Annotated in this window: 13 protein-coding genes; 7 read left to right on the top strand and 6 right to left on the bottom strand. The window is 60.0% G+C overall.

From position 1 onward, the window contains the following. Window positions 1-22 precede the first annotated feature (22 nt). Window positions 23-1,285: a trans-sulfuration enzyme family protein gene (locus tag Q4481_RS10185; protein ID WP_304376249.1), complete on the top strand. Its 1,263-nt coding sequence runs from the start codon at window positions 23-25 to the stop codon at window positions 1,283-1,285. Window positions 1,286-1,557: 272 nt separating this feature from the next. On the opposite strand, the gene Q4481_RS10180 is transcribed toward Q4481_RS10185, so the two are convergent. Continuing rightward, on the bottom strand, window positions 1,558-2,595 hold the full coding sequence (locus Q4481_RS10180) for a glycosyltransferase family 4 protein (RefSeq protein WP_304376248.1): 1,038 nt from the start codon (window positions 2,593-2,595) through the stop codon (window positions 1,558-1,560). 194 nt (window positions 2,596-2,789) lie between these two features. On the opposite strand from Q4481_RS10180, the gene bglA reads away from it, so the two are divergent. The 3 genes from bglA to Q4481_RS10165 all read left to right on the top strand — a co-directional run bounded on the left by bglA (window position 2,790) and on the right by Q4481_RS10165 (window position 5,866). Beyond that, on the top strand, window positions 2,790-4,445 hold the full coding sequence (gene bglA, locus Q4481_RS10175) for a beta-galactosidase BglA (protein WP_304376247.1): 1,656 nt from the start codon (window positions 2,790-2,792) through the stop codon (window positions 4,443-4,445). Between the two features lie 5 nt (window positions 4,446-4,450). Next, window positions 4,451-4,825, top strand: a complete 375-nt coding sequence (locus tag Q4481_RS10170; protein WP_304376246.1) for a hypothetical protein — start codon at window positions 4,451-4,453, stop codon at window positions 4,823-4,825. Window positions 4,826-4,894: 69 nt separating this feature from the next. Further along, window positions 4,895-5,866 (top strand): polysaccharide deacetylase family protein, encoded by a 972-nt coding sequence (locus Q4481_RS10165; RefSeq protein ID WP_304376245.1) that lies wholly within the window; start codon window positions 4,895-4,897, stop codon window positions 5,864-5,866. 38 nt (window positions 5,867-5,904) lie between these two features. Here Q4481_RS10165 and sbmA read toward each other — a convergent pair whose 3' ends face one another. From sbmA to Q4481_RS10145, 4 genes are all read right to left on the bottom strand, one after another. Continuing rightward, a complete protein-coding gene (gene sbmA, locus Q4481_RS10160; protein WP_304376244.1) occupies window positions 5,905-7,143 on the bottom strand; it encodes a peptide antibiotic transporter SbmA in 1,239 nt (412 codons plus the stop codon). Between the two features lie 181 nt (window positions 7,144-7,324). Continuing rightward, window positions 7,325-7,858: a hypothetical protein gene (locus Q4481_RS10155; RefSeq protein ID WP_304376243.1), complete on the bottom strand. Its 534-nt coding sequence runs from the start codon at window positions 7,856-7,858 to the stop codon at window positions 7,325-7,327. Between the two features lie 245 nt (window positions 7,859-8,103). After that, the gene (map, locus tag Q4481_RS10150; RefSeq protein WP_304376242.1) at window positions 8,104-8,853 is read right to left on the bottom strand and encodes a type I methionyl aminopeptidase; all 750 of its coding nucleotides are present in this window, start codon (window positions 8,851-8,853) and stop codon (window positions 8,104-8,106) included. Between the two features lie 104 nt (window positions 8,854-8,957). Next, the gene (locus Q4481_RS10145) at window positions 8,958-9,995 is read right to left on the bottom strand and encodes an LLM class flavin-dependent oxidoreductase (protein ID WP_304376241.1); all 1,038 of its coding nucleotides are present in this window, start codon (window positions 9,993-9,995) and stop codon (window positions 8,958-8,960) included. Window positions 9,996-10,220: 225 nt separating this feature from the next. Between Q4481_RS10145 and xdhA the strand changes: the two genes are divergently transcribed. From xdhA to xdhC, 3 genes are read left to right on the top strand one after another with little or no spacing between them, the layout of a single operon-like run. Continuing rightward, a complete protein-coding gene (gene xdhA, locus Q4481_RS10140; protein WP_304376240.1) occupies window positions 10,221-11,702 on the top strand; it encodes a xanthine dehydrogenase small subunit in 1,482 nt (493 codons plus the stop codon). Next, window positions 11,702-14,038, top strand: coding sequence for a xanthine dehydrogenase molybdopterin binding subunit (gene xdhB / locus Q4481_RS10135; protein ID WP_377353938.1), 2,337 nt, complete (start codon window positions 11,702-11,704; stop codon window positions 14,036-14,038). The genes xdhA and xdhB overlap by 1 nt, the downstream gene beginning before the upstream one ends. A gap of 38 nt (window positions 14,039-14,076) precedes the next feature. After that, complete coding sequence (gene xdhC / locus Q4481_RS10130) at window positions 14,077-14,874, top strand: xanthine dehydrogenase accessory protein XdhC (protein ID WP_304376575.1); 798 nt, start codon at window positions 14,077-14,079, stop codon at window positions 14,872-14,874. A 19-nt stretch (window positions 14,875-14,893) separates the two neighbouring features. On the opposite strand, the gene Q4481_RS10125 is transcribed toward xdhC, so the two are convergent. Beyond that, the gene (locus Q4481_RS10125) at window positions 14,894-16,588 is read right to left on the bottom strand and encodes a tetratricopeptide repeat-containing sulfotransferase family protein (protein WP_304376239.1); all 1,695 of its coding nucleotides are present in this window, start codon (window positions 16,586-16,588) and stop codon (window positions 14,894-14,896) included. Window positions 16,589-16,630: the final 42 nt, after the last annotated feature.

The following is a 16,630-nucleotide window of genomic DNA, read 5'->3' as shown; positions in this document are numbered from 1 at the left end:
CTGTCCAAGTGAGAGGTTTTCAATGAGCGGCGATGGACCGGACAAGGGATCGACGGGCGTTGTCGCCAACCGCAATGCCGGTTGGCGCCCCGAAACGCAGGCCGTCGATGCAGGGCTGGTGATTGATCCGCTGACGCGCTCGATCGCTCCCAACCTCTCCTTCTCGGTCAACAATGTCGTGGTTCCGGGCGAGGGGGCCTTCTCGGCCGCCGGGGTCGATGATCTGGCTGATTTGCCCTATCTCTATGCGCGCTGGACCAACCCGACTGTTCGGCAACTCGAACAGCGCGTTGCCGCCCTCGAACAGACCGAAGAGGCCCTGGCATCGGCAACCGGCATGGCGGCGGCCGCCGGCGTGTTCTTCACCTTTCTCAAGGCCGGCGATCATCTGATCGTCTCGGATGTCTGTTATGCCGGTGTCGCCGAACTGACGCGCAGCATCCTTCCCGATTACGGGATCGAGGTGTCGGTGGTGAATATGTCGCGCATCGATGCGGTGGAAAAGGCGATCCGACCCAATACCCGGCTCATTCATTGCGAAAGCCCCTGCAATCCGCTGATGCGTCTGACCGATATAGCCGCCGTCAGCGCGCTTGCCCGGTCCCGCTCCATCCTCGTTTCGGTCGATTCGACCTTCGCGACGCCGGTCGCGACACGGCCGGCATCGCTGGGTGCCGATCTGGTCATTCATTCGCTGACCAAGTTCATGAATGGTCATGGCGATGCGCTGGGCGGTATCGTCTGCGGCTCAAAGGCGCTGATCGCCCGCATTCGCGCGCGCACCGGGGTCTATTTCGGTGCCGCACTCTCCGCTCACAGCGCCTGGCTGATCATGCGCGGCATCGACACGCTCTATCCCCGCATGCGGATGGTTTCGGATAGCGCGTTGAAGGTCGCGCGCTTTCTCGAATCCCATCCGAAGGTTGGGCGGGTCATCTATCCCGGTCTCGAAAGCCATCCGCAGCGCGACCTTGCCGCACGGCAGATGGAGATTTCCGGCGGCATGATCTCCTTCCAGGTCAAGGAACGGGCGAAAGATCACGCCATGGCCATGGCAAACAATCTCAAGGTCGTGCATTACGCCTTCTCGCTTGGCCATCAGCGCAGCCTCGTCGTGCTGCTCGATACCGATGAGATGATTGCTTCGACCTTCCGGCTGACGGGGGAAGATCTGGACGATTATCGTGCCTGGGCTGGCGATGGCACGTTCAGGCTATCGATCGGGCTGGAGCATGTCGACGATTTGATTGCCGATCTCGATCAGGCGCTCAATTCGGTTGCCTGAAGGGCAGGGGTTTCTGTCTTATACCAAGCGTCGATGATAGGAACCGATTGCGCCGGAGCGATTTTGGTATCCGGCGAGGAGAAAACCACAGACGGACCCAAAGGTCCGGCGCGGATTTTCGACGACGTCCGGAGGGCAAAAGCGACCGGTCCTCCGGATGGGCCGGACATTCTTCCCCGACTTTGTCGCAATCCTCGACCGATGCCTTTGCATCGCTCTCCGGTCTGCTCCTCGTCGGATAAAGGTGTCCAGTCCCACGCAATCGGTTTCTATCATCGACACTTGGTATTAGGTGCCATGCCGTTGGCATACATGACATTGCCGAGAAACTGAGCCGTTGCTGCTTCCCAGGTGAAGGATGTGCCGTGGCGGCGCGCATCCTCGGATGTTTTCGTCAAAGCCTCAAGGCATGCCGCCCGCAGGTCCTCGTTCAAGGCGCCGGCTTCGCCATGGCCTTCGAGAATATCGGCCGGACCGGTGACCGGATAGGCGGCAACGGGCGCGCCCGAAGCAAGCGCTTCGAGAATGACATTGCCGAACGTATCGGTTCTGGACGGGAAGACGAACACATCGGCTTCGGCATAGTAGTCGGCGAGTTCCTCGCCGAACTTGGCGCCGACGAAGACGACGTCCGGAAAGGCGGCGGCAAGCTTTTCGCGATCAGGACCATCGCCAACCACCATCTTAGTACCGGGCAGATCGAGTGCCAGAAAGGCCGGCAGGTTCTTCTCCACCGCGACACGTCCAACCGAGAGGAAAAGCGGACGCGCATGACCGAACGGCTTTTCGGTGCGCGCCTTGGGCGAGAACAGCGATTGATCAATGCCACGCGACCAGCGGCGGAGATTGCGGAAACCCTTTTCCGTCAATTCCCGCTCGAGACTTGCGGTCGCGACCATGCAGACATTGCCGGCATTGTGGAAACGGCGCACCAGCCGGTACAGCAGCGATTGCGGGATGGGCAGGCGGGCCGACACATATTCCGGGAAACGGGTATGGTAGCTGGTCGAGAAGGGCATCTTCTTCTTCAGGCACCAGCGACGTGCCCAGAAACCCAGGGGGCCTTCGGTCGCGATATGGACGAAGGACGGCTGGAACCCGTCGATGGCGCGCGCCACCGTGCGGTATCCCACAAGGGCGATACGGATTTCCGGATAGGATGGCAGCGGCAGATTGCGGAACTTGTCCGGCGTCACGAGCATGATTTCGTGGCCGAGCCTTCTCAATTCGGCGATCGTATTGTCCAGCGAGCGGACGACGCCGTTGACCTGGGGATGCCATGCATCCGTAACGATGGTGATCTTGGCCATGGGGCGCCTGTCCGATGGCTCCGTGCCGGAGCGGTTGTCAGGCTTTTGCAACGGCTCTGTTACAGACGTGTGACGGTCGGTCTGAGACACTTGGTTTGAGAACCGCGCACCGCTTTGCTGACCCAGGTGCGGTTTACGGAATCGGTTGCAAACGCTAAAGCAGAATTGTGTCCCCTGCCGGCTTGGAGAATGCGATGACAAAGGCCAGTTTCCCCTCGAAAGCCGGTGCAGACTGGTGGCGTGGGGCGGTGATCTACCAGATATATCCGCGCTCCTTTCAGGATAGTCGCGGAACCGGCAGCGGCGATCTTGCCGGCATCGTCAGGCGGCTGCCCTATGTCGCCTCGCTCGGGGTTGATGCCATCTGGCTCTCGCCCTTCTTCAAATCGCCGATGGCCGATATGGGCTATGATGTTTCCGATTATTGTGCGGTCGATCCGATGTTCGGTACCCTTGCCGATTTCGACCGACTGGTGGCCGAAGCGCACCTGCTCGGCCTGAAGGTGATGATCGACCAGGTGATCTCGCACACGTCCGATCAGCATCCCTGGTTCAAGGAAAGCCGGTCGAGCCGCGATAATCCGAAAGCGGACTGGTATGTCTGGGCGGAGCCGAAGCCGGATGGCACGGCGCCGAACAACTGGCTGTCGATCTTCGGCGGGCCGGCCTGGGAGTGGGATGGTGTCCGCCGACAATATTACATGCACAATTTCCTGACCTCGCAGCCGGATCTCAACTTCCACAATCCGGAGGTTCAGGATGCGCTTCTCGAAACGGTGCGCTTCTGGCTCGAACGCGGGGTCGATGGATTCCGGCTCGATACGGTGAATTTCTATTTCCATGACCGGCAGCTGCGCGACAACCCGCCGCTGGTGAAGATCGAGGGTGCGACGAGCGCCGATGCGCCGGATGTCAATCCTTACGGCATGCAGAACCATCTCTATGACAAGACCCAGCCGGAGAATATCGATTTCCTCCGGCGGTTTCGTGCGCTTCTGGACGAATATGGCGACCGGGCAACGGTCGGCGAGGTGGGCGATGGCGCACGGTCGCTGTCGACGGTGGCGGCCTATACGGCCGGCGGCGACAAGCTGGACATGTGCTACACGTTCGATCTCCTGTCTGAGAATTTTACCGCAGACCATATCCGGCGTTGTGTTCAGGCCGTCGAGGCGGAGGTGGCCGACGGCTGGATCTGCTGGGCCTTCTCCAACCATGACGTGATGCGCCATGTCAGCCGATTCAGCCGTGATGACGACGACCGGTCCGAGGTTGCCAAGCTGGCAATCGCCGTGCTCGCCTCCCTGCGCGGCTCGATCTGCCTCTATCAGGGCGAGGAACTGGCGCTGCCGGAAGCCGACCTTGCCTTCGAGGAGCTGCGCGATCCCTATGGCATCCGCTTCTGGCCCTCCTTCAAGGGCCGCGACGGGTGCCGCACGCCGATGGTGTGGGAGAGCACCCTTGCCAATGGTGGCTTCTCCGACGCCAGGCCCTGGCTGCCGGTGCGTTACGAGCATCAGGTGCTGGCCGTTGACGCGCAACTGGGCGTCGAGGGTTCCGTGCTCGAACATTACCGTCGCATGCTGGCGTTCCGCCGCGCGCACCCGGCGATGGTGACCGGCGATATCGCCTTTGTCGCGACCAATCAGGATCTCCTGGTCTTCACCCGCCGGCTTGAAGGCGAGGCGCTGCTCTTCGTCTTCAATCTCACCCGCGAGGAGCAGTCCTTCCAGCTTCCCGCCGGGCTCGTTGCGCGCCAGATCATCGAACTGCCCGGCTATCGTCCAGCATTCGATGGAAAGACCGTCGTTCTCAAGGGCCTAGATGCCTTCGTGGTCGGCATCGATTGATCTCCATGGGACCGATTGCGAAACTTTCGGTCATCGGCGGCGTCCTGGTGCTGATCCTCATCGGCATTGGCTTTCTGCTGACCGAACGTGTGCGGCAAGTATGGCCTGAGGACATGGAATGCCGATCCGAAAAGCTGATGCTGAATTCGAAGGTCACATTCGGCCTGTTCAGCGTCAGGACGGACGGCAAGGATCTGGTGATCGATCTCAGCAAAACCGACCGCAGGGCCGGTACCATTGCGATGGCCGAATACCAGCCGATCGCGAAAGCCGCCTACTGCCTTGTCGAAAAACAGGGTGGCAAGGTCCGCATGGTCCTCGCGGGCAACGAGGTTGGACGCTTCGAGGCCGGTCATTGGATCAGTTCGGTCGCGCCTTGAAGCTGACCAACATCAAAAATCCGCATTTTCGCCATTAGGTGAAAGCCATCTTGCAAGCGGATTGATGTCATGCGTTTTTCAATTGTTGCCGCTGCCCTTCTGGCGGCTCTTCCTTCTTTTGCCTCTTCGGAGCCGAAACCGAAGCAGCTTGTGCTGATTTCCTTCGATGGGGCGCATGACAACCGGCTGTGGGACCGGTCGCGCTCGATGGCCGCGCGAACCGGCGCCCGCTTCACCTATTTTCTCTCCTGCACCTATCTGGTGAAGCCCGCCGATCGCAAACAGTATCAGGCGCCGCATGAGAAGGCTGGACGCTCGGCCACCGGCTGGGCGCTGAGCGAGCATGAAGTGCAGGTGCGGCTCGGCAACCTCTGGCAGGCGCATCTCGAAGGCCATGAAATCGGCTCGCATGCCTGCGGTCATTTCGATGGCAAGGACTGGAGCAGGGCGGACTGGTCGAGTGAGTTTGACGCCTTCGATCGGGTATTAGCGGGTGCCTGGAAAGCCAATGGCGTCGGCGATCGCGAACCGGACGGATGGCAGGACTTTGTTCGCGATGACATCAAGGGCTTTCGCGCGCCCTATCTCTCGACCGGGAAGAACCTTCTGCCGGCGCTCAAGGCGCATGGCTTCCGTTACGATGCCAGTTCCGTCTCCAAGGGGCCGGCATATCCCGCGCGCGAAGACGGGATCACCCGTTTTGCCCTGCCGCGGATTGCCGAAGGTCCCGAAGGCCGGCTGATCATCGGCATGGACTATAATCTCTTCATCCGCCATTCCGGCGGGCTCAATGCACCCGGCCGCGCGGAAACCTTCTCCGCCCGCACGCTTGCAGCCTTTGAGAAAGCGTTCGACGAACAGTACCACGGCAATCGCATCCCGCTGCAGCTAGGCTTTCATTTCGTTGAAATGAACGGCGGCGCCTATTGGGATGCGCTGGAGAAATTTGTGGCCGATGTCTGCGTGCGGCCCGATGTTGCCTGCGTCACCTATTCGGAGGCGATGACGCAGGCGGAGAAGCCGGACGGCTCGGCGTTCTAGGAGCGGTTGTTGCTGCGCAAAGGCGGACTTCGGCGACCTTACGTCACCATTGATTCCACCTCAGTTTCTGGCAATGGCATGTCTTCAATTGCAAGTTCGAAGGTTTTCAATCGCTTGTAGATCGATATCAGTTTGACGATATCGTCCCAGGAATTGACGAGATACTGGAACGACCCGGACACATTTCCGAATGCCGTCCCGATTTGCTGAAAGACACCGAGGCTGAAAGCGCCGGCGCTGAGTGATGGGACAAGGAGAATGTATGAGAATACGTTGTCCGCATTTATGTAAACGCGTCGGACTGCGTTGAAATACAGGTAGTTGAAATAGAGCTTGAAGTAGTTGGTCCTGACATCGCCGAAAAGGGAATTCACCGTTGAGACGTGAGCTCGCTCATGGTTGTCTTCACCATGAACCAGCTCTTTTCTATAGGCAGCCTCGACTTTTTGATTGTTGAACTCCAGACCGGGCAAGCGGATGCCAGTCAGCCAAAGCAGAATCGTACCGAAGAGCGACCAGAATATTGCTGCGGTGACCAATGGGTGCGGGATTGCGCCGACGATTGGCAATTCTTTGACAAACCGTTCTAGCTCCAGGAGGATCGGCAGGAATGCCAACAAGGTCATGAAAGCTTCAACGAAATTCGACCCTAGATTCTCGGTCATGTTCGCAAAGTTCATCGTGTCTTCTTGGATGCGCTGGCTTGCGCCTTCGACCTTCCGCAGTTTCTTCCAATGTTCTGAGTAGTAATCGTTCATGGCGTGACGCCATCTGAACAGATAGTGGCTGAGGACGAAACGAAAGATCGAAAAGATGAAAACTGCCACGATCGCGATCTGCGCAAAGATAATGAAGAGCTCGTAAAAATCCCAGACCGGTACTGTATTCGGTTTGGTTAGAGCCTCCTGAATCTTGTCGAAAAGCGGTCGTTGCCAGTTGTTGATGCAAACCGATACGTCGACCGAGTATTTCGTAACGATCAGCAGGAACGCCGTTCCCCAGACGGACCAACGTTTCCATCGGCATTCCCGATCGAAGACCTGCCAGAAAGCGCAGAACAAGGCTGTAACAGCAAGAAAGTAGCCGTAGAACCACAAGGCATCGTTGGTTACAAAGAAACCGAGACCAATGGGCTTCTGGAATTCCTCTATCGGTCCCATCCCAAATGTCGTGCCGAAATCGCGCCAGAAGCCGTACCAAAGCGCGAGACAGATGCCGGACCAGATTGCCGCGCTCGAAAAAAACATCTTCGGCTTCGGGAAGAAGGATTTGAACAAGGCTGCAAGTCTCCTGAATGCATCACGCTTCGTCCGAAGCGTTGATTTTTCCGGACCCTAGTTGAGAAAATATGGCCTCGCAATGGTGCCAAGCGCTTATGACGAAAATGTAATTTTTACCGGGTTTCCAGCCTCCGCGCGCCGTCATCCAGTCCTGCCGTTTAGATCCAGCCCGGTCCGTTCAGCAGGCCGGTAAGGCGGATTTGATGTCGAAGCGGAACCAGCCCGAAGCGGCAAAGGCCGCAAACCGCTTTTCGACATCGACCCGCGAAAACAGGCTGCAGGTGGTTTCGATATCCTGCTGCCGGTCGTCATCCAGCCGCACCACCAGCAACGTATCGCCCTGGCGAATGCATTCGGCGTGGATATTGGCTTCGCGTTCCTCGAGCCCGTGCGTCATGAGTACGGAAACAAGACAGGTTTCGGCGCCGTCGCTTTTTTCCGTGTCTGCAATTTGCCGGGCGATCTTGCCGGCAACGGCAGCAGGGCCAATACCGGGAATGTTCATGACGCCGACGCCTGCATGCAGGTCCTGCAGCTGTTCAGCCGCATTCGTTCCCTTTGTCTTTCCGGCTTGAGATGTGGCTGAAAAGGCCCCCTTGATGCAACGGGTCACAAAGCTGATATCGGCCTCGGCAATGCAGATGGCCTTGAGCGCGCGGATGGCCCGTGCCGCGTCATCGAACGTCTCAAAAAGTGTCGTCAGAAAGCGCATGATCGTTCCCCAGAGTTGTAACGCCGGAGGCGGGGGAATGGTGCCTTTCATCCTTGTTTTTGGGGCACCTGATGAGGTGCCTATATGCGATGAAATTCGGTATGTTTGGCCGGTATTGGCTTTTCGCCATTCCTTCTTCCGCCAAACACACCTGCAACACTGCCTGTTCGCCTCTCAACCATCCCTCGCGGGACAATTAAGAAACGCACAATTTAACATTAGACGCCAGCAAAATTTGCGAATCGTCAATCAACGAGCGTGAGAATGATCGGCCCGTTGCGCGATGCGACGATCGTGTGTTCATACTGCACGGTCAGTGCTCGCGGCTCGCTCACCAGCGTCCAGGGATCATCGGTTCCTTCCGCCCAATGGCCGCCGAGCGACAGGAACGGTTCGATCGTAAAGACCTGTCCTTCCTCGATGATCCTGCGTTCGGAAGGGTCAGGCCAGGTCGAAAGTTCGGTCGGCTCTTCATGCAGCGACCGGCCGATGCCGTGGCTGGCGAGGTTTTCGATCAGCGTATAGCGGTTCTTGGCCGCAAATGTGCCGATTGCCTCGCCGATCTTGGCGAAGGGGCGGCCCGGCTTCACCTGGTTGAGGCCGACCCAGAGCGCCCGTTTGCCATCTCGGCACAGCTTCTCGATCTTGCTCGCTGCCGGTGGAATGACGAAGGATGCACCGGTGTCGCCGAAGAAGCCATCCTTGACGGCGGACACATCGATATTGATCAGGTCACCCCTGGCGAGAACGCGCGCGCCCGGAATGCCGTGCGCAACTTCCTCGTTGACGCTGATGCAGGTGGCGCCGGGGAACTGGTAGCAGAATTCGGGCGCGCTCTCGGCACCTTCCTGCTCGAGAAACTTGCGGCCGATCGCATCGAGCTCGGCTGTGGTCATGCCGGGCTCCATGGCGGCGGCCATGATCTGGACGGCACGACCGCAAATACGGCCGATCACCTTCAGCTTTTCAAGTTCCTCGTCAGTGGTGACGATCATGGCAGGCTCCGATTGGCGACTCACAGGCTCGGTTTTCGAGGTCCCTGCCATGTCTGCCGGGACGGGTCAAATCAGGGCATGTTACCGGCTGAAACCGGACCGGTTCACGAGCCGATGGCGTCGCGGACGATCGGCGCGACCTTGGTGCCGAAGAGTTCGATGCCGCGCATCAGCTGATCGTGCGGCACAAGGCCAAGGGCCATCTGCAGCAGGAAGCGATCGTTCTTGAAGATCTTGTGATGCTCGATGATCTTGCGGGCCACGCGCTCCGGATCGCCAATGAACAGCGGTCCGCGATCGCTGGTCGACTGGTTGTAATGGGCACGGCTTTGCGGTCCCCAGCCACGTTCGCGGCCGATGCGGTTCATGACCGCCATCGAAGGTTCGTAATACTGTTCGATTGCCGCATCGTTCGTATCGGCGATGAAGCCATGCACGTTGATCGAGGTCTTGAGGGCTGCGGGATCGCGCCCGGCCTTGAGGGCGACCTGGCGGTAGAGATCGAACAGCGGCGCAAAGCGCGCCGGTTCGCCACCGATGATCGCGAGCGCCAGCGGCAATCCATAGGCAGCGGCGCGGGCGACCGATTGCGGGGTGCCGCCCACGGCGATCCAGAGCGGCAGCGGGTCCTGCAGCGCGCGCGGATAGACGCCGCGATCATTGATCGACGCGCGCGTCTCGCCCTGCCAGCTTACGGTTTCGTTGTTGATGATGTTGATGAGCAGGTCGAGCTTTTCCTCGAACAGCTTGTCATAGTCGCCGAGATCGTAGCCGAAAAGCGGGAAGCTTTCGATGAAAGAGCCGCGGCCTGCCATGATTTCGGCGCGGCCGTTGGAAATCAGGTCAAGCGTCGCATATTGCTGATAGACCCGCACCGGATCATCCGAACTCAGCACCGAGACCGCACTGGTGAGTCTGATCTTTTTCGTCTTTGCCGCGATGGCCGCCAGGATCACGGCCGGCGCCGAGGCGGCATAATCCGGCCGGTGGTGCTCGCCCAGACCGAACACATCGAGGCCGACCTGATCGGCAAGTTCAATCTCGGCAATCAGTTCGCGAATGCGCTTTTCGCCGTCGCGGCCACGCTCGCCGGGGCCGGGATTGGGGTTGACGTCGGCGAAGGTGTAAAGACCAAGTTCCATCAGCGGTATCTCCGTTTTGCCCGATATGGCAATTTCAACCGCAGAAGGAAAGATCCTGCCGCTTTACGCTGTGTTCAGTTCTAAGCGATTGCCGAGGCGTTGATCTGCAAACCGTATTGGCAGATCCATCCCCTGTTCAAAATTTGACCAATTGGCAAAAATCACCTCTTGCGATTTTTTGCATCTGCGCACAGGCTGCGGATCAAACCAACAAGAGCCGAACGAATGCCAGACCAATACCGCAACACGATCGAATTCATGCTGAACGACCGCACGGTCGAGATCAGCGCACTCTCGCCACGCCAGACGCTTCTCGACTGGTTGCGGCTTGAAAAGAGGCTGACGGGCAGCAAGGAAGGCTGCGCCGAGGGCGACTGCGGCGCCTGCACGGTGCTGGTGGGGCGGCTGGTCGAGGGGCGTCTGCTCTACGAATCGGTCAATGCCTGTATCCGTTTTGTCGGTTCGCTTCATGCAACCCATGTTGTCACGATCGAACATCTCAAGGCCCTCGATGGCAGCCTGCACCCGGTACAGAAGGCCATGGTGGATATGCACGGGTCGCAATGCGGCTTCTGCACGCCCGGTTTCGTGATGTCGCTCTATGGACTCTGGCTTTCGGAAGATAATCCGTCGCGCGAGCGGATCGAGCAGGCGCTGCAGGGCAATCTCTGTCGCTGCACCGGCTACGAGCCGATCGTCAAGGCGGCCGAAGCTGTCGCCGCCTTGCGGCCAACCTCCGTGTTCGATCCGATCGAAAAGACGCGTGTTGCGGTGGAAGCCTACCTGCGTGGGCTCTCCGGCGGCCCGTCGGTGCATGTCCATCACGAGGGGCTCGATCTCTATGTGCCGACCCATCCCGGCGATATCGCCGAGTTGATGGCGCGGCATCCGCAGGCAACCATCGTTGCCGGCTCGACCGATGTCGGTCTCTGGGTGACCAAACAGATGCGCCCCATCAATCCGGTCATCTTCATCGGCGGCGTCGAGGGGCTGCAGAAGATTGCGGCGAGCGAAGCCGGAATGACGATCGGCGCCGGCGTTACCTATTCGCAGGCGCTCGCGCGGCTTGCGGCCTCCTATCCGGCGCTCGGCAAGCTTCTACCGCGCATCGGCGGCGAGCAGGTGCGCAACATGGGCACGATCGGCGGCAACATTGCCAACGGTTCGCCGATCGGCGATACGCCGCCGGCCCTGATCGCACTCGGTGCTGAACTGACGCTGCGCTCTCGCGAGGGTGCCCGCTCGATGCTGCTTGAGGATTTCTTCATCGATTATGGCAAGCAGGACCGCCAGCGCCACGAATTCGTCGAGAGCGTTTTCATTCCGAAACTCGCCGCCGACGCGCATTTTGCCGTCTACAAACTGTCCAAGCGCCGCGATGAGGATATTACCGCCGTGCTCGGCGCCTTCTATCTCAGGCTCGATGCGCAGGGTCGCGTGAACGAGATCCGGCTGGCCTATGGCGGCATGGCCGGTACGCCGAAACGGGCAGCCGCAGTGGAAGCAGCGCTTGTCGGTCAGGTCTGGAACGAGGCGAATGTGCGTTCGGCAGCCGAAAAGCTTGGCGATGACTTTTCGCCGCTCACCGACTGGCGCGCGACCGCCGAATACCGGATGCTGACGGCGCGCAATCTTCTCACCCGCTTCTATCTCGAAAGCCAGGGCGAGACCGCCGAACTCAAGCGTTTTGCCGAGGGAGCGCGCTGATGAACAAGATGGATCTCTCCTTCAAGACGGAAATCTCCGGCCCGATGCATGCGGAACTGAGGCACGATTCCGCCCACAAGCATGTGAGCGGCGAGGCCGACTATATCGACGATATGGTGCTGCCTGAAGGTGCGCTGCATATGGCGGCAGGCCTTTCGGATCGGGCGCATGCCGATATCCTCTCGCTGGATCTCTCTGCCGTGCGCGCAACGCCGGGCGTCGTCGCCGTCTATACGCATCACGATATTCCGGGTCACAATGATATCGGCCCCAACCACCGCGATGACGAGCCGCTGCTTGCCGAAAAGCGGATCGAGTTCCATGGCCAGATGGTGTTCGTGGTGGTGGCCGAGACGCGCGAAATTGCACGTGCGGCTGCCCGCAAGGCCAAATTCACCTACGAAGACCTGCCGCATGCCACCGATCTTCTCGAAGCCCGGCAGATGGGCTACGATCTGGTCACGACACCACTGACGCTGAAGCGCGGCGATGCCGATGCCGGGCTTGCCAAGGCGCCACGCCGCCTCAAGGGTGCCATGCGCATTGGCGGGCAGGAGCATTTCTACCTTGAAAGCCATATTGCGCTCGCGATCCCGGGTGAGGATGACGAGGTGACCGTCTGGTCCTCGACGCAGCATCCGAGCGAAATCCAGCATATGGTCGCCAATATTCTGCAGATTCCGTCGCATGCGGTGACGGTGAACACTCGCCGGATGGGCGGCGGCTTTGGCGGCAAGGAGACGCAGGGCAACCAGTTTGCGGCGCTTGCGGCGATGGCGGCCAAGAAGCTCAACCGCGCCGTCAAGTTCCGCCCCGATCGCGACGAGGATATGGTCATGACCGGCAAGCGGCATGATTTCCTCGCCGAATATGAGGTCGGCTTCGATGACGAGGGGCATATCCAGGCGGTGAAGGCAAACTTTGCCGCGCGTTGCGGCTTTTCCTCGGATCTGTCCGGACCGGTTACGGACCGGGCGCTCTTCCATGCCGACAATGCCTATTACTATCCGGACGTACTTCTGACCTCGGAACCGCTCAAGACCAACACCGTGTCGAACACCGCCTTCCGCGGTTTCGGCGGACCGCAGGGTCTGGTCGGCGCCGAGCGCATGATCGAAGAGGTCGCCTATGCGGTGGGCCTCGATCCGCTCGAAGTCCGCAAGCGCAATTTCTACGCCATCGATGGCGACGAACGCTGCCTCACCCCCTACCACCAGAAGGTGGAAGACAATGTCATCCACCGGGTCGTCTCGGAACTCGAGGAAAGCGCGGACTATCAGGCCCGCCGCGCGGCAATCATCGACTTCAACAAGACGTCACGCGTTATCCGCAAGGGTATCGCGTTGACGCCGGTGAAGTTCGGCATCTCCTTCACATTCACGCCCTACAATCAGGCCGGAGCGCTCGTCCATATCTACCAGGACGGGTCCATTCATCTCAACCATGGTGGCACGGAGATGGGGCAGGGGCTCTATACCAAGGTCGCCCAGGTGCTGGCCGATACGTTCCAGGTCGATATCGATCGGGTCAAGATCACGGCAACGACGACGGCGAAGGTGCCGAATACCTCGGCGACGGCGGCTTCGTCCGGTTCCGATCTCAATGGCATGGCGGCCTACGATGCCGCCCGTCAGATCAAGGAACGGCTCTATGCCTTCGCGGCCGAGAAATGGGGCGTGCCGGCGGCCGAAATCGAGTTCCTGCCGAACCGGGTTCGGGTCGGCCAGGAGGAAATTGCCTTCCCTGCGTTCATCAAGCAGGCCTACATGGCCCGCGTTCATCTGTCGGCGGCCGGTTTCTACAAGACGCCGAAGATCCATTGGGACCGCGCCAAGGGCATGGGACGACCGTTCTTCTACTATGCCTACGGCGCTTCCTGCTCGGAAGTTTCGATCGATACGCTGACCGGCGAATATCAGGTCGAGCGCACCGATATCCTGCATGATGTCGGCAAGTCGCTCAATCCGGCGATCGACAAGGGCCAGGTCGAAGGTGCTTTCGTGCAGGGCATGGGATGGCTGACGACCGAGGAATTGTGGTGGGATGCCAAGGGCCGGCTGCGCACGCATGCGCCGTCGACCTACAAGATCCCGCTAGCCTCCGACCGCCCGCGCATCTTCAACGCAAGGCTCGCAGAATGGTCGGAAAACCGCGAAGTGACGATCGGGCGTTCGAAAGCGGTCGGTGAGCCGCCGTTCATGCTTGGCGTTTCGGTTCTTGAGGCGTTGTCGATGGCAGTCGCTTCCGTCGCCGATTATCGGGTTTGCCCGCAGCTTGATGCGCCGGCAACGCCGGAGCGGGTGCTGATGGCGGTCGAGCGAATGCGGAAGGCCTGACCGAGCGCGTGCGGAAGGCGGGCGGAAGGACTATGAACATGGAAATTCCGGCGGATTTCCTGTCGTCGCATGAGCGATGCATCCTGATCGAGGTGATGGCCACATGGGGCTCGACGCCGCGCGAGGCAGGCGCCTTCATGTTCGTGTCGGAGCGGGCTCTCTCGGGCACCATCGGTGGTGGTCGCATGGAACATGCGGCCATCGCGCTTGCGCGATCGATGCTCGGCGATGGGCGCGAGAAAGAGACGCTGGATGTGACGCTTGGGCCCGATAGCGGTCAATGCTGCGGCGGGCGGGTGTCGTTGTCCCTCAGCCTTGCGACGGAGCAGGTCATGGAAGACCTGCGTCTGAGAAGCCGGCTCGAGGCCGATGCCTATCCGGATGTCTTCATCTTTGGCGCCGGCCATGTCGGACGAGCGCTCGCGCTCGCACTCAAGCCGCTGCCCTTCAACGTCATGGTGGTGGAGACGCGCGAGGACGAGGCGGTTCAACTCGCACCCGGGATAGACTACCGGATCGAGGCAATCGCCGAACGGGCCGTTTCAGATGTGCGCGCCGGTGGGGCGGTCGTCATCGTCACCCACGACCATGCGCTCGATTTCCTGATCGGGACCGAAGCGCTTAAACGCGCCGATCTATCCTATGTCGGCATGATTGGCTCCAAAACCAAGCGGGGATTGTTTCTCCATCATCTGCGGGACCATGGCGAGGACGAACAACGGATCGATCGGCTGATCCTGCCGATCGGCGGCAAAGCCGTGCATGACAAGCGTCCGCCGGTGATTGCCGCGCTCGTCGCAGCGGAACTCCTTACGCACTATATCGGGTCCGGCTGACTGGGGGATTCTTGACGCGTCAGAAGGATGAACCCGGCTTGATGTCTATGCCGGCGGCCTCCAGCCGTTCGATGAGGGGCTGCAACCCGTCCGCATAGCGCCAGGCGCGGTCGTCGGCGCCCTTGTAGAGACCCTTGCGCACCTGGCCGGCGCTGAGAGTGCGGACAGTGCGGTCGGTGTTGTGGAAATCGAGGCAGGCCGGATCGAAATCGAGCTCGAGAAAATCGAGAAGCTTGCGCGTCTGCTCTTCCTGGTTGGCGATCAGCGCCTCGTAGGAGAAATCGAAGATCGCATCCGCCGCGACATCGTGCCAATGGTCCATCAGTTCGCGATAGGCGAGGTAGTAATCGGCGATATCGTTGAGATCCCAGCTGTAGCGCTGGGCCTGTGACGGCAGAAAGCTCGAATAGAGCGAGAAACAGCTCGAGAGCGGCGCCCGCCGGCAATGGATGATTTTTGCGTTGGGCAGCATCAGACGGATGAAGCCGACGAGCATGAAATTGACCGGCATCTTGTCGGTATTGCGCGGCTTGTCCTTCATGGCGGGTGCGATGGCGTCCAGATAGCGGCGGCCCAGAATCTTGAAAGCCTCAGCCGTCGGTTCGGTCGCGAAGTCGCCATCGGCAATCAGGAACTGCTGATCGAGAAGCGAGTGCAATGGATGAACAAGATCCAGCTCGCCGGCGCCATGGATGTCGCGGTGGCTGGCAAGGATCTGTTCGGTCAGCGTGGTACCCGATCGCGGCAAACCGACGATGAAGATCGGCGCGCGTGAAGGATCGCCGGCGTTCCGGTGCCGTTCGAGCCGCTCTTGCGAGTAGATTCGCTCGAAATCGCGCATCCGTTCGACATCAGCCCGAACATCGTAATCGAGTGTGCTGCGCTTTCTTAAATTGGCCTGGTCGAGCCGGTCGAAGGCACGATCATCGCCAATCGCGTCATAGGCACGGAAAAGCGCGAAGCCAAGCGGAACCGATTGCGGATCATCCGGTGCCATCCGGCTTCCAAGCGCTTCCAATTCTCGGATATGCGGATGGTCGTGCGTGTAGGTCGTGAGCAGCCCGAGCAGGCGATGGGTCTCGGCATTGTCGGGCGTGATCTGGCTCAGGCGCAGAAAACTGTCGCGGGCGAGCTCGAGTTGACCGGCTTCCTGGGCAATCAGGGCCATGCTGCGCAGGAGAACGGGATTGTCCGGCAGGGTTGCAACGGCGCGTGTAATCAGCGCCTGGGCGCGCTCGATCTCGCCCCGGTTCAAAAGAAGATTGGCAAGATTGTTGGCAATGCCGGCATCATCGGGCCGCAGTTCATGCGCCCTTTCATTGGCTGCGATGGCTTCGGGGACGCGCCGTTCCTGGATCAGCGCCATGCCGAGCCTTGCAAAGGCATGGCCATTGTCGGGTTCGATCTCGGTCAGCGCCTTGAGGTGGGTGATCGCCCAGTCATTGCGTTTGACCGCCTGATAACTCGCGACCAGCTTTTCGCGCAGGGCCGTGTGCCCGGGGTTGAGATCGAGAAAGCCTTCGACAAGCTCATGCGCCAATGGCCGCTTGTTTTCCCTGACAAGCCTGTCGAACTGCAAAATGCAGGCATCGCCGATCGTTGCCAGCATCCGGGCTAGACCGTCCAGCAGATCGGGATTGCCGCCCGAGGCATCGCGAATGCGTCGCGCGGTGGCGAAGGCACTGCGGATCTTCTCGGTCTGGGGGTCTGTCATGCGGAAAATTCAGCTCCGTCGGAATGTCTTTCTGGAATCAAC

This window comes from Fluviirhizobium alvei (assembly GCF_030551875.1).
Taxonomy (GTDB): Bacteria; Pseudomonadota; Alphaproteobacteria; order Rhizobiales; family Rhizobiaceae; genus Rhizobium_E; species Rhizobium_E alvei.
The sequence above is the reverse complement of the archived record's forward strand: the minus strand, read 5'-3'. Positions and strand labels throughout refer to the sequence as shown.